Source organism: Streptomyces harbinensis, assembly GCF_900116145.1.
Taxonomy (GTDB): Bacteria; Actinomycetota; Actinomycetes; order Streptomycetales; family Streptomycetaceae; genus Streptomyces; species Streptomyces carpaticus.
On record NZ_FPAB01000003.1, the window covers coordinates 707589 to 721131 of the forward strand.

Annotated in this window: 10 protein-coding genes; 7 read left to right on the top strand and 3 right to left on the bottom strand. The window is 73.2% G+C overall.

Annotated features, from left to right (window positions below; translation table 11 throughout):
• Positions 1-25: 25 nt before the first annotated feature.
• A complete protein-coding gene (locus tag BM385_RS10970) occupies positions 26-1876 on the bottom strand; it encodes a DUF8508 domain-containing protein (protein ID WP_093842898.1) in 1851 nt (616 codons plus the stop codon).
• 212 nt (positions 1877-2088) lie between these two features.
• On the opposite strand from BM385_RS10970, the gene BM385_RS10975 reads away from it, so the two are divergent.
• Positions 2089-3597, top strand: a complete 1509-nt coding sequence (locus BM385_RS10975) for a hypothetical protein (protein ID WP_093842899.1) — start codon at positions 2089-2091, stop codon at positions 3595-3597.
• A gap of 181 nt (positions 3598-3778) precedes the next feature.
• Here the strand turns inward: BM385_RS10975 and BM385_RS10980 are convergent, their stop codons facing one another.
• Positions 3779-5317, bottom strand: a complete 1539-nt coding sequence (locus BM385_RS10980; RefSeq protein ID WP_093842900.1) for an MFS transporter — start codon at positions 5315-5317, stop codon at positions 3779-3781.
• An 89-nt stretch (positions 5318-5406) separates the two neighbouring features.
• A complete protein-coding gene (locus tag BM385_RS10985) occupies positions 5407-6051 on the bottom strand; it encodes a TetR/AcrR family transcriptional regulator (protein ID WP_019433862.1) in 645 nt (214 codons plus the stop codon).
• A gap of 261 nt (positions 6052-6312) precedes the next feature.
• On the opposite strand from BM385_RS10985, the gene BM385_RS10990 reads away from it, so the two are divergent.
• The 6 genes from BM385_RS10990 (at position 6313) to BM385_RS11015 (ending at position 13508) form a co-directional block, all read left to right on the top strand.
• On the top strand, positions 6313-7527 hold the full coding sequence (locus tag BM385_RS10990) for a hypothetical protein (RefSeq protein WP_019433863.1): 1215 nt from the start codon (positions 6313-6315) through the stop codon (positions 7525-7527).
• A 174-nt stretch (positions 7528-7701) separates the two neighbouring features.
• Positions 7702-8361 (top strand): GntR family transcriptional regulator, encoded by a 660-nt coding sequence (locus tag BM385_RS10995; protein WP_019433864.1) that lies wholly within the window; start codon positions 7702-7704, stop codon positions 8359-8361.
• Positions 8358-9266, top strand: a complete 909-nt coding sequence (locus tag BM385_RS11000; RefSeq protein WP_019433865.1) for a dihydrodipicolinate synthase family protein — start codon at positions 8358-8360, stop codon at positions 9264-9266. Before BM385_RS10995 ends, BM385_RS11000 begins: the two co-directional genes overlap by 4 nt.
• Positions 9263-10999: an L-arabinonate dehydratase gene (gene araD / locus BM385_RS11005; protein ID WP_019433866.1), complete on the top strand. Its 1737-nt coding sequence runs from the start codon at positions 9263-9265 to the stop codon at positions 10997-10999. Before BM385_RS11000 ends, araD begins: the two co-directional genes overlap by 4 nt.
• Before the next feature lie 21 nt (positions 11000-11020).
• On the top strand, positions 11021-12181 hold the full coding sequence (locus tag BM385_RS11010) for a Gfo/Idh/MocA family protein (RefSeq protein ID WP_093842901.1): 1161 nt from the start codon (positions 11021-11023) through the stop codon (positions 12179-12181).
• Positions 12182-12191: 10 nt separating this feature from the next.
• Complete coding sequence (locus tag BM385_RS11015) at positions 12192-13508, top strand: pectate lyase family protein (RefSeq protein WP_093842902.1); 1317 nt, start codon at positions 12192-12194, stop codon at positions 13506-13508.
• The last annotated feature ends 35 nt before the right edge of the window (positions 13509-13543 follow it).

Sequence of the window (13543 nt, forward strand, 5' to 3'; positions counted from 1 at the left end):
GCCGCACACCGTAGCCGCTGGGGGGTCAGGGCTTGAAACGGATAATCTGCGGGTCGTGGTCGCTGGCCTGGCCGGCGAACTCCGAGTTGATGTGCACGATGTCGTAGTCGAACTTCTTGATCCCCGGCGAGACCAGCGTCTGGTCGAGCACCTGCGCGTTGCCGTTGAAGATGTACGTGTAGCGCTCGTCGGCCGGCAGCGAGAACACCGCGCTGCGCAGCGCCCCGCCGGCGGTCAGGGCGTCGGTGGTGGCCGAGAACTCGAAGTCGTTGATGTCACCGAGCACGACGACCTGCGCGTTCTTCTGCACCCGCAGGATGTCGTGGACGAAGGCGTTGACCGACTCGGCCTGCGCCAGGCGCTGCACCTCGCTGGAGCGGGTGGGCGGCTGGTAGCGGGAGTACAGCGACTGGTCGCCGCCCTTGGAGTTGAAGTGGTTGGCGATGACGATCACCGGCGTGCCGCGGAAGCTGAACTCGCCGGCCAGCGGCTTGCGGCTGGAGTCCCACGCCGGATTCGCCGGGTCGACGCGGCCGGGGGAGTGGGTCAGCGCCGCCTTGCCGCGCTGCTTGACCACCGAGGTGGCGGTCGTGGCGTCACCGCCGGGCCGGTCGGTGAAGGAGACCCGGTCGGGGTTGAAGAGGAAGACGTTGCGGATGTTGCCGCCCGGCTGTCCGCCGTCCCGGCCGTCCTCGGGGTCGATGCCGCGCCAGGCGTAGCGCGGGCCGCCGGCCGCGACGATGGCGTCGGTGAACCGGGTCAGCGTGACGTCCGCCGTGACGGTGCCGTCGTCGACCGGGCCGCTGTCGTCCTGGATCTCCTCCAGGGCGACGATGTCGGGGGAGGCGAGGTGGTGCACCACGCCCGCCGCCAGCCGGTCGAACTTCGCCTGGTCGTTGGACGGGTTGAGGTTCTCCACGTTGTACGCGGCGACCGCGAGTTCCTTGCGGTCCTGGGCGCGGGTCGTCTCCGGCTCGGTGCCGCCGGGGACCACGGTGCCCAGCTCGCGGGCGGCCAGCAGATAGCCGCCGAACTCGTCGTAGTCCAGCGGGCCCTCGGTGACGCCGCCGAGGGTGTCACCGGTGTTCGCGGTGGGGAACGGCTGCTGCGCCACCGGGACCAGCGACTCGACCTTCAGACGTCCCGGGTTGGGGTCGTCGTAGGAGGCGTAGCGGGTGCCGCCCCGGGAGGTGGCGTTCACCTCGGGCTGGAGGGTGACCCACAGTTCGTAGTATGCGGTGCTGGGGCCGGTGATGGCGGCGTCCTCGATCCGGACGTTCATCCCCTCCAGCGAGGCGTACAGGTCGAGGGCGTACTTCTCCGGCTGGAGCGGCAGGTTCTCGATGCTGCCGCCGTCGGCCGGGTCGCCCTCGGGCGCGTAGGCGGCCGGGATCGCGTCGGCGTCCAGCACGACGGGGGCGGGGAGTTCGTTGCCGGAGGACACCACCGAGACGGTGGGCCGGGAGATCTGGGTGAGCGAGGTGTCGCCGCGCGCGGCGCCGCCGTAGTAGTACTCGGTGACGGTGCCGCTGACGGTGACCGCGTCGCCGACCGCCACGGCCGGCGCGGCGTTGGTGAAGACGAAGATGCCCTCGCTGGTGGCCGGGTCGTCGTCGGGCCGCGGGTCCTGGATCCAGAAGCCGCGCGAACCGTAGGCGCGCACCCCGGTGACGATGCCGGCCACATCGGTGACCTGCTCGCCCACGTGCGGCGAGACCCGGGTGTTGCCCTGGATGTCGTGGATGCGCAGCTCACCGGGCCCGGCCGCGGTGGCCGTGAACGGCGAGGTGACCAGCAGGGTGGCGCCGAGCGCGGCGGAGACGGTGAACGCGCCCACGGCGGCGGCGCGTCTGGACGGGCGGGACAGAGCGATCACGGGCCCTCCGGGGCGGTACGGGATCCTGACGGGGTTTCTACGCGCGTAAAAATCCCGTACCCGCCCGGTGTTGTCAACGCCCGCCCGGCGACGCCTGCGTGAACCCCGGCGGAAGGCCCGCCGGACAGTGGGCGCTGTCTTTGGGCGTGGTGTGGATCACGCTCTAGGCTGGGCCGACGCCGACCGCCATCGTTGCCGAGGAGCCCCCCTTCATGTCCGGTGCGGACCTGCCCACCCTGCCCCCCGTGCGGCTGCCCACCGAGGCGGAACTGGCGCGCGACGCGCTGTCCGTCCCGCTGGTCTCCCGCGCCGCCGCCCTCGCCCGCTGGGCGGAATCCGGCGTGCCCGTCGGCGCCGGCGCGGAACTGCTCGCCGCCTCGCTGGCCGGGGCGGTGACCGCCCTCGGCCTGGAGGCGGAGGAGTACGGCGCGGAACTGGCCGTCGAAGCCTGGAACTTCGCGGTCGACACCGGCCTGGTGGAGATCACCGAGGAGGACGAGGACGCCGGGACCGCGACCGCCGCCCCCGGCGCGGACCTCGACCGGCTCACCGGCGGCGCCCCCGAGGACGTCCTGGACCTGTGGGCGGACGGCCTGGAAGCCGTGCTCGCCGACGCCGCGACCCCCACCCTGGAGGATCTGCTGGGCGAGGACCTGGAGTCGCTCGACCCCGCCGGTCTCGACCTGGAGGCGCTGGACTGGGACGCCGACGAGGAGGCCGCCTTCCTGGACTCCGCGCTGGCCCAGCTCTATCTGCTGGCCGCCACCGACGAGAAGGTCGCCGCCGGGGCGATGGTCCCGCTGCCCGTGGTCGCCGCGGCCCTCGTGGTCCCGGACGAGGAGGACACCGAGCCCGAGGGCACCGGCGAGCCGAGCGACGAGACCCTGGAGGAGGTCTCGGCCGTCATGATGCGCCTGGACGAACAGTTCCGGGTGCTGGAGGGCACCGGCCTGCTGGAGTACGACCCGGTGGACCCGGCGCTCATCGTCGAGGAGAGCGAGGGCGAAGCGGGCCCGGCGCCCGAACTCCCCGCCGAGGAGGAGGACCTGACCCGGTACGGCCAGGTGCGGCTCACCCCGCTCGGCGTCTACGGCGTACGGCGCCGGATGCGGGAGGCGGGCCTGGACGCCCCGGCCGTCGGCGACCTGGCGACGGCGGACGCCGCCCCGCTGCTCCTGGCACTGCCCCGCCGCGCGCACGGCGCGGCCCAGGCGGAGGCCGAGGGCTGGCTGGCCGGCCGCGACCCGCTGACCGCCGCCCGCGAACTGCTGACGGCGGCGCGCGGCACCGACCCGCGGGCGCCGCTGCGGCGGCTCGGCTGCCAGCTGGCGCTCTCCCTGCTGGGCCCGGCGGCCGAGCCGGCCCTGCGCGAGGTGCTGGACGATCCGGAACTCGGCGGTCTGGCCCGGGTGTGGCTGGCGGACCGGGACGCGGCCAATGTCCCCGCGCCCGGCCCAGAGATGGTCTACTGGCTGACCGTCGACACCCTCGCCGCCCAACTGGCCACCGTGGACGAGGAGGACCCGGGCGAAGCGGACGAACTGCGCACCCTGGTGGACGGGCTCACCGTCCAGCACGGCACGTTCTTCGAGCACGCCTGGCGGGTGGACCACCCCGCGACGGCGGAGGTGCTGGAGGCGATCGGCCGGCTCCACCCCGACCCCGCCTTGGCGGAGGAAGCCCGCGCGGCGGCGCTCAGGGCGCGGTCCCGGGCGGAGTAGCGGCCGGACACGGGCGGGAGCTGAGCGCTGCCCGCCCGTCCCCCCGCCCCCGGTCCCCCCGGACCGGCCGGGCCGGTCAGCGGTGCGTGGCGGTCGCCGTGCCGGTGCGGGGCCCGCGGTGGCGGGTACGTTCCCGGGCGGGACCCGGCGGTGTCCGGCGGGCCCCGGTGGGCCGGTGTGCTCAGGCGTCGGCGTCCTGCGTCCGTGGCCGGGCGGTGTCCTCGCGCAGCCCGATCAGGGCGAGGGCGATCAGCACGGCCGAGACCGCCGCGCTGAGGTAGCCGACCACGTTGAGACCGTGGGTGAACGCCTCGTCGGCGGCCCGGATCACCCCCTGGGCCAGCTCCGCCGGGAGCTGGGCCACGCTGCTGTGCGCGGCGGTGATGCTGCCGGAGGCCGCCTCCGCCGCCTCCGCCGGGAGGTCCGCCGGCAGCCGCCCGCCGATGTCCGCCCGGTAGACGGCGGTCACGACGCTGCCCGTGACGGCGATCCCCAGCGCCACCCCCAGTTCACCGCTGGTCTCCGACAGGGCGGCGGCCGAACCCGCCTTGTGCTCGGGCGCCGAGGCGACCACCAGGTGGGTGGTGAGCACCGTCATCGGGCACATCCCGAGGACGGCCAGGCAGGCCCCCACCAGCAGCGTCCCCAGCGATCCGGTGGTCCCGACCTGCGACAGGACGAGATAGCCGGCCACCGAGACGGCCGTGCCGGCCGCGATCAGCCGCGCCGTCCCGAACCGGGCGGCCAGCCACGGGGCGGTGAGCGATCCCGCCATGGCCGCGAGGGCGAGCGGGGTGGTGAAGAGCCCGGCCCGGAGCGGGGAGTGCCCGGCGACGAGCTGGAGGTACTGCGGTATGAGGAAGTTCACCGCGGTCGCCGCGAAGATCCCGGCGGTGAGCAGGGCCAGCGCCGTACTGAAGGCACGCCGGGAGAACAGCGTGAGGTCGATCAGCGGCTGCGCGAGCCGCCGCTGGCGGCGGACGAACACGGTGGCCAGCGCCGCGCCGGCGCCCAGCGGGAGGAGCGCGCCCGCCGTGATCCCCTCGGCGGCGAGTTCCTTCAGGCCCTGTACGACGGCGATGATCCCCGCCACCGACAACGCCACGCTCGCCCAGTCCGTGCCGCCGGCCGACGGGTCACGGCTCTCCGGCAGCAGCCGCGGGCCGAGCACCAGCACCAGGAGCATCACCGGGACGGCGGCCAGGAAGACCGAGCCCCACCAGAACAGTTGCAGCAGCGCGCCGCCGAACAGGGCGCCCAGGGCCACGCCGACCGAGAACGTGGTCATCCACACCGAGATCGCGGTGGCGCGCTGCGCGTCGTCGCGGAACATGGTCCGGATCAGCGCGAGCGTCGAGGGCATCAGGGTGGCGCCCGCGACGCCCAGGACCGCTCGCGCGGCGATCAGCACGACGGGCTCCTGGGCGAAGGCTGCGAGCGCGGAGGCGAGGGCGAACGCCGCCGATCCCACCAGCAGCAGTCGCCGCCGCCCGATCCGGTCCCCGATCGATCCCATGGTGACCAGGAAGCCGGCGATCATGAAGCCGTAGATGTCCAGGATCCACAGCCACTGCGTCGCCGAGGGCGCCAGGTCGGCTCCGATGTGCGGCGCGGCCAGGAAGAGCGCGCTCACGTCGATGGCGAGCACGAACAGCGGCAGGGTCAGCAGCCCGAGCCCCAGCCACTCGCGCCGGCCGGCTCTGGTCGTGGTCTCCGTCATGTGGCCCCCAATATCGATACGGTACGTCGCGTATCTCAATGTAGGCGCGACGGTCCCGGGGGTCAACGCGGGGTGCGGGACGGGACGCGTTACGGGGCGGGGTGCGGGCTCTCCGGCTCGCCGTGGTCCCGGTACTCCCGCAGCAGGGCGTCGAAGTCCCGGGCGATGCCGCTGAGCAGGACCGTCACGACATGCCCGATCTCGGGGCCGGTCAGCGGGGCGTGACCGAACAGCAGGCGGTAGAAGACCAGCGAGGCGAGGGAGTCGATGGTGAGGGTGAGATCGATGTCCCCGCGCAGATCGCCACGGTCCCTGGCCGCTTCCAGCGTGGCCCCGACCGCGGCCCGCGGCGGTTCGAACAGGCTCTCCATCAGCTGCTCGCGCAGGGCCGGCTCGGCGCAGTCGGCGAGCAAGGGGGCCAGGGTTTGCGGGCCGAGGCGGGTGAAGGTGTCGACGAACAGGGACAGTGCTTCGTGCAGGTCGCACAGGGTGCAGCCGCTGAGCGGCGGTTCCAGTGTCGCCATCCGCCGCCGCAGCTCCGCCAGTACCAGCACCTGGCGGTTCGGCCACCGCCGGTAGATCGCGGTCTTGCTCACCCCCGCCGCGCGGGCGACCTGTTCGATCGCGACCCCGCCGTATCCCGAGCTGTCGAGCGCGGCGGAGACCGCGTCGAGAATGGCGGCGTCGAGGTGTGCGTCACGCGGCCGGCCGGCCGGCGAGGGCTTCGTGGGCATCGTCGGATTCTATGCCGCACGGCGGGGCCGGACCGGGGACGCCGTGGGGCGCGGCGGCCGAGGTGGTCCGGTCCGGGTTCTTGACGGCACCCGGGGGCGTTGGAAGTATCCGGGGAAGCCGGTGCCGGGGCCCGCGCGTTCGCAAGCGCTTTCCCCGCCGGTGACTCCCGCACGCTCCTGCTGGTTCGCGAGAACCGGGCAACGGGACGTTCCCGGCCTTCTCGTGAATCGATTCACCGCCCCCCACCGAGGAGAGAACGCATGGGAACGCGAAAGACCGGAGCCGCGACGCCGTTACGGAAGCGGCGTCCCGCCCTGTTCACCGCCGCGCTGCTCGCCCTGGCCACCGCCGCCGCCACCCTGACCGGGACCGGCACCGCGACCGGAGCCGGGGCGGAGGCCGCCGGCGCCCCCGCCACCGCGGGTGTGAGCGCCCTGGCCTGCGGCGACTCGGGCGCCCACGCCGAGGCGGTGCGGAACGGCAACACCTGGACCGCGCCCGGCTACTCCGGGACCGACATGCTGTCCGCCATGCGGGCCGCCGTGAACAGCCTCACCCCGGGCCGTACCAGCAAGCAGCGCGTCGTCGTGCGCGGTTCGGGCGATGTGCCCGCCAACCAGTCGCTCGACCTGCCCAGTTACACGATCCTGGAGGTCTGCGGCACGATCAATGTCACGGGCAGCCCGGGCGGCGACCACGCGGTGGTCCGGGGCCGCAACGTCACCGACATCGAGGTGCCGTACCTCAATGTCACCGGGGCGCCGTACTTCGGGATCTTCGTCCGCAACGGCACCAACATCACCCTGGGCCAGATCGATCTGCGGCTCTCCGGCGGCCTCGGCATCCGGATCGACAACCACAGCAACCGCAATGTCCGCACCCGCAACGTCCGGATCGACAACGTCTACGTCTCCGGCACCAACAACCACGGCGTGGAGACCTACGGGGTCGACGGCCTCACCATCGGCACGGTGACCGCGCGCAACACCGCCTACTCCGGGCTGCTGCTCAACGACACCATCAACGCCACCGTGCAGCGCGTGGACGGCCAGGGCACCGGCACCGGCACCGGGTACGCCGCCTTCCGGATGGCAAACCGCAACGGGCGGGTCGGCGACAGCTACCCCACCAACATCCGGGTCGGCGAGGTCATCGCCCGGGGCGGCGGACGCGGGATCTTCTGCGTCTCGGAGAGCGGCGGCGTGGTCATCGACCGCGTCAACATCGCCGACACCGGCAACAACGCCATCCTCATCGAGAACTGCTACAACGTGAACCTGGCCGCTGTCAGCGGCACCGTCAGCGGTGGCGGGGGCATCCGGATCGCGGCCCGTACCGAGTTCGCCAACACCCGGGACGTCACCCTGCAGAACCTGACGATCACCAACAACTCGCTCACCGAGAACCCGTGCGGGGTCAACATCCAGTACCGCAATCTCACGCTGAACAACTCCAGCCGCTCCACCTGCAGCTGACCCCGCCCCGCGGTGCCGGCCGCCCCGGATTGCACACCCGGGCGGCCGGCACCTGGCAGTAAGCCCTTTCCATCAGTTCTGTCCGAACCGTTGACGCGGTCGCGTTCTCCTTCTAGCGTGCGCTGTGCATCTCATACGTCATATCTCATATACGAGACGAGCCGGCCCACCCTCATGAACGCACCCCTCCCCGGCAGGACCCCGGTCCCCATCCCCTCCCGCACCAGCTATGTGCTGGAGCACCTGACCCACGCCATCCTCAGCGGAGCCCTGGCACCCGGGTCACCTCTGGTGGAGACCGAACTCGCCGCCGGTTTCGGGGTGTCCAAGACCCCGGTCCGCGAGGCGCTGAAGACCCTCGCGGGCCGCGGGCTGGTCGAGATGAACGAGTACAAGGGCGCCGCCGTACGCACCGTGAACGCCGAGATGGCGCGGTCCGTGTACGACATCCGGCAGTTGCTGGAGCCCGAGGCGCTGCGCCGCACGGTGGCCGCCGGCCGTGACCTCGGCCCGGCCCGGGTGGCCCTGGAGCAGGCGCTGTCCGCCGCGGACGCCGCCACCCGCGCCGAGGCCAACCGCGACTTCCACCGCGCCCTGTACGCGCCCTGCGGCAACCCGCTGCTGGTGAAGACCCTTGACGACCTGCGGGATCAGGCCGCCCTCGTCTCCTCCGTCGCCTGGCAGATCACCCCCAGCTGGGACGGCGAGGCGGACGAGCACCGGGCGATCCTGGCCCGCGCCGAGGAGGGCGACGCCGACGGCGCCGCCCGGCTGTTGTACGCGCACATAGCGGGGTTCGTCTCCCGGGCGTTCCCCAAGGAAGGCACATCATGACCGACTTCGCGGCCCAGCGCGCCGCCCTCGCCGATGTGGTGGCCATCCCGGTCACCCCGTTCGACGCCCAGGGCGCGCTCGACCAGGACACCTACCGGGCCCTGCTGCGCCGGCTCCTCGACGGCGGTATCACCACGCTCACGCCGGGCGGCAACACGAGCGAGTTCTACTCCCTCACCCCCGAGGAGCGCCGGCTGGAGGTCGAGCTGACCGTCGCCGAGGCCGGCGGCGCGGCGCAGATCGTCGTCGGTGTCGGGCTCGACCCGGCCACCGCCGCCGCCGAGGCGCGCGCGGCGCGCGACGCCGGCGCGCACCTGGTCATGGTGCACCAGCCGGTCAACCCGTACGTCTCGGCCGAGGGCTGGATCGCCTACCACCGCGCCGTCGCCGACGCCGTGCCGGAGCTCGGCGTCGTGCCCTACGTGCGCAATCCGCTGCTGGAGGGCGCCGCCCTCGCCCGCCTCGGTGAGCAGTGCCCCAACGTCATCGGCGTCAAGTACGCGGTGCCGGACGTGGTGCGGTTCGCCACCTTCGCCCGCGAGGCGGGCCTGGACCGGTTCGTGTGGGTGGCCGGTCTCGCCGAGCTGTACGCGCCCGGCTACTTCGCGAGCGGCGCCACCGGCTTCACCTCCGGCCTGGTCACCGTGGCCCCGGCCGTCTCCCGGGAGATGCTGACCGCCCTGCGTGCCGGCGATTACCCGGCCGCCATGAAGGTCTGGGAGCGCATCCGCGGCTTCGAGGAGCTGCGCGCCGCCCGGCAGTCGGCCAACAACGTCTCCGTCGTCAAGGAGGCGCTGGCCGCGCTCGGCCTCGCCCGCCGTGACGTCCGTCCGCCCAGCAGCGTGCTGCCGGCCGAGGGCCGGGCCGCTGTCGCCGCCATCGTCGAAGGGTGGGACGTGCGATGACCGACCCCCAGGAGTTCGACCCCACCACGCTGCGCAGCCACCAGTGGTACGGCACCGACGGGCTGCGTTCCTTCTCGCACCGGGCGCGCACCCGGCAGCTGGGGTATCTGCCCCAGGAGCACCTCGGCAAGCCGGTGATCGGCATCCTCAACACCTGGTCCGACATCAACCCCTGTCACCAGCATCTGCGCGAGCGCGCCGAGGCCGTCAAGCGCGGGGTGTGGCAGGCGGGCGGCTTCCCGCTGGAGTTCCCGGTCTCCACGCTCTCCGAGACGTACCAGAAGCCGACGCCCATGCTGTACCGCAATCTGCTCGCCCTGGAGACCGAGGAACTGCTGCGCTCCTACCCGGTCGACGGCGCCGTGCTGATGGGCGGCTGCGACAAGACCACCCCGGCGCTGCTGATGGGCGCGGCCAGCGCCGACCTGCCCGCCGTGTTCGTCCCGGCCGGTCCCATGCTGCGCGGCCACTGGCGCGGCGAGACGCTGGGCTCGGGCACCGACATGTGGAAGTACTGGGACCAGAAGCGGGCCGGGAAGATCGGCGACTGCGAACTGGCCGAACTGGAGTGCGGGCTGGCGCGTTCCCCGGGTCACTGCATGACCATGGGCACCGCCTCCACCATGACCTCCGCCGCCGAGGTGCTGGGCGTCACCGTCCCCGGCGCGGCCTCCATCCCCGCCGTCGACTCGGGACACAGCCGGATGGCCGCCGCCGCCGGCATGCGCGCCGTCGAGCTGGTGAAGCGGGGCGCCAAGCTCTCGCAGTTCCTCACCCGCGAGGCGTACGAGGACGCGGTCACCACCGTGCTGTCGCTCGGCGGTTCCACCAACGCCGAGATCCACCTCATCGCCATGGCCGGCCGCTCCGGCGTCGACCTGACCCTCGACGACTTCGACCGCATCGCCCGTACCGTCCCGGTGCTGGCCAATCTGCGGCCGGGCGGCGCCCACCTCATGGAGGACTTCCACTACGCGGGCGGACTGCCCGGGCTGCTGGCCCGGCTGGGCGACAAGCATCTGCACCTGGACCGGCCCACCATCAGCCACCCCACGCTGCGCGAACAGCTGGCCGGGGCGCTCGTCCACGACGACGACGTCATCCGCACCCTGGACAACCCGCTCGCCCCCGAGGGCGGCGTCGCGGTGCTGCGCGGCAACCTCGCCCCCGACGGCGCCGTCATCAAGCACATCGCCGCCGAGCAGCACCTGCTCCAGCACACCGGACCCGCCGTGGTCTTCGACGACTACAAGACCATGCAGAAGACCATCGACGACCCGGCGCTGGGCATCACCGCCGACAGCGTGCTGGTGCTGCGCGGCTCCGGTCCGCTCGGCGGCCCCGGCATGCCCGAGTACGGGATGCTGCCGATCCCCGACTATCTGCTGAAGCAGGGCGTCACCGACATGGTGCGGCTCTCCGACGCCCGGATGAGCGGCACCAGTTACGGCGCCTGCGTGCTGCACATCGCGCCCGAGTCGCACGTCGGCGGCCCGCTGGCCCTGGTGCGCACCGGCGACCTCATCACCCTGGACGTGCGGGGCCGGAGCCTGACCCTGCACGTGGACGACGAGGAACTGGAGCGCCGCCGGGCCGCCTGGCAGGCGCCGCCGCGCCGGTACGGGCGCGGCTACGGCGTGCTGTACGAGCAGCACATCACCCAGGCCGACACCGGCTGCGACTTCGCCTTCCTCTCCCAGCCGGGCGAGGTCCCCGAGCCCTACGCGGGCTAGCACCTGCCGGAAGGAACAGCCATGAGCAACGAACAGCCGCTTCCGGTGGTGCTGGTGGGCGCCCGGGGCCACGGCCGCTGGCATCTGCGCAATCTGCGCCGGCTGGCGGCGCGCGGCACCGTCACGCTCGCCGGGGTGTGCGAGCTGCGCCCGCTGAGCGCCGAGGAGCTGGGGGAGGGGCTCGGCAGCCCCGAGCAGGGGTCCGATCTGGGGGAGCTGCTGGAGCGCACCGACGCCCGGATCGTCATCATCTGCACCCCCATCCACACCCACGCCGATCTGGCGCTGACCGCGGCGAAGGCGGGCGCGCACATCCTGCTGGAGAAGCCGCCGGCCCCCTCGCTGGCCGAGTTCCGCCGTATGACGGACGGCATCGCGGCGGCCGGGGTCGCCTGCCAGATCGGCTTCCAGTCGCTGGGCTCGCACGCGGTGCCCTGGATCCGGGCGACGCTGGCCGGCGGCGCGATCGGCCGGGTCCGGGGGTTCGGCGCGGCCGGGGCCTGGGTGCGGGAGGAGGCGTACTGGCAGCGCGCCCCGTGGGGCGGGCTGCGCCGCACCCCGGACGGCCGGGACGTGGTGGACGGGGTGCTCACCAACCCGCTGGCGCACGCGGTGGCCACCGCGCTGCGGCTGGCGGAGGCCGACCGGGAGACGGACATCGCCGGCGTCGGCCTGGAGCTGTACCGGGTCAACGACATCGCCGCCGACGACACCTCCAGCGCCCGGATGACCACCACGGACGGGACGCCGGTGGTCACCGCCGTCACGCTGGCCGCCGAGCGGCCGGGCGAGCCGTACGTCGAGGTGCACGGCAGCACCGGCCGCATCACGTTCTGGTACAAGCAGGACCGGGTGCTGCTGGAACGGGACGGCGCGGAGCCGGAGTACAGCACGTACGACCGAACGGACCTGCTGGAGAACCTGATCGCGCATCTGCGGGACGCGGACGTCCCGCTGCTGGTGCCGCCGGAGCGCACCGGTGGCTTCATGCGGCTGGTGGAGGCGGTCCGTACCGCGCCCGAGCCGGCCGCGCTGCCGGCGTCGGCCTGGCACAGCGAGCCCGCCGAGCACGGGCCGCGCCGCGTCCTCGACGGCATCGACGCGCTGACCGCCGCCGGGGCGCGGCAGCTGGCGCTGTACTCCGAACTCGGCGCCTCCTGGGCCGGGTCCACGACGAGGTGAAGGAGTCGTCATGTCACGCACGCTGAGAGCCGCGGCCGTCACCGGGTGCGCCGCGCTGGCCCTGGGGCTGCTGCCGCTGGGGGCCACCGCGGCGGCGGCGCCCGCCGACCCGGCCCGTACGGTGCTGCCGGCCGGTGACGGCTGGGGTTCCGCCGAGGGCGGGGTCACCGGCGGGGCGGCGGCCGACCGGGCCCATGTCTTCACCGTCACCGACCGGGCCGGGCTGGTCGCGGCGCTGGGCGACCGGGACCCGACCCCCAAGATCATCAGAATCCGGGGCACCGTCGACGTCAACACCGACGACGCCGGGCGCCCGCTGGGCTGCGCCGACTACGCCGTCGACGGCTACACCATCGAGGAGTACCTGGCCGCCTACGACCCCGCGGTGTGGGGCTGGGACCGGGAGCCGGAAGGCCCGGTCGAGGACGCCCGGCACGCCTCCCAGCTCGCCCAGCGCGAACGGGTCCGGCTGTCCGTCGGCTCCAACACCACCATCATCGGTGAGGGGCGGGACGCCCGGCTGCTGGGCGCCAGCCTCAGTGTGCAGGGCGCCGAGAACGTCATCATCCGCAATCTCACCCTGGAGGACGCCGCCGACTGCTTCCCCTCCTGGGACCCCACGGACGGCCAGTACGGCAACTGGAACTCCGAGTACGACGCCATCGAGCTGCGCGGCGCCCGGCACGTCTGGATCGACCACAACACCTTCACCGACGGCCGCAACCCCGACAGCGGGCTGCCGCACTACTTCGGGCGGCTGTACCAGCAGCACGACGGGCTGCTCGACATCGTGCGCGGTTCTGACCTGGTGACGGTCAGCTGGAATGTGTTCCGCGAGCACGACAAGACCATGATCATCGGCAACGGTGACGGCGCGGGCGCCGACGACCGGGGCCGGCTGCGGATCACCCTGCACCACAACCTGTTCCACAACGTCAACGAGCGGGCCCCGCGCGTCCGGTTCGGCCAGGTGGACGTCTACAACAACCACTACCGGCAGGACGCGGGCGCCCGGTTCGGCTACAGCTGGGGCGTCGGCTTCGAGTCGCACCTGGTGGCCGAGCACAACGCGTTCACCCTCGCCCGGGGCACCACCGCCGACCGGGTCGTGCGGCCCTTCAACGACGGCCAGTCGATGACCGAGCGGCACAACTGGTTCAACGGGCGGCCGGTGGACCTGCTCGGCGCCTACCACGCCACCGGCGCGACGCGCACGATCGGCGACGACGCGGGCTGGACCCCGGAGCTGCGCACCCGGGTGGACCACCCGGCGGCGGTGCCGGTCCTGGTCGGCCTGTTCGCGGGGGCGGGCCGGGGCATCGGCTGAGCCCCACCCCACCACCGTGCCCCGGCGGGCGTGCG

Excerpts from the sequence above, each read along its gene's own strand:
- BM385_RS10975 (WP_093842899.1), top strand. The coding sequence starts at position 2,089 with ATGTCCGGTGCGGACCTGCCCACCCTGCCCCCCGTGCGGCTGCCCACC.
- BM385_RS10980 (WP_093842900.1), bottom strand. The coding sequence starts at position 5,317 with ATGACGGAGACCACGACCAGAGCCGGCCGGCGCGAGTGGCTGGGGCTC.
- BM385_RS10985 (WP_019433862.1), bottom strand. The coding sequence starts at position 6,051 with ATGCCCACGAAGCCCTCGCCGGCCGGCCGGCCGCGTGACGCACACCTC.
- BM385_RS10990 (WP_019433863.1), top strand. The coding sequence starts at position 6,313 with ATGGGAACGCGAAAGACCGGAGCCGCGACGCCGTTACGGAAGCGGCGT.
- BM385_RS10995 (WP_019433864.1), top strand. The coding sequence starts at position 7,702 with ATGAACGCACCCCTCCCCGGCAGGACCCCGGTCCCCATCCCCTCCCGC.
- BM385_RS11000 (WP_019433865.1), top strand. The coding sequence starts at position 8,358 with ATGACCGACTTCGCGGCCCAGCGCGCCGCCCTCGCCGATGTGGTGGCC.
- araD (WP_019433866.1), top strand. The coding sequence starts at position 9,263 with ATGACCGACCCCCAGGAGTTCGACCCCACCACGCTGCGCAGCCACCAG.
- BM385_RS11010 (WP_093842901.1), top strand. The coding sequence starts at position 11,021 with ATGAGCAACGAACAGCCGCTTCCGGTGGTGCTGGTGGGCGCCCGGGGC.
- BM385_RS11015 (WP_093842902.1), top strand. The coding sequence starts at position 12,192 with ATGTCACGCACGCTGAGAGCCGCGGCCGTCACCGGGTGCGCCGCGCTG.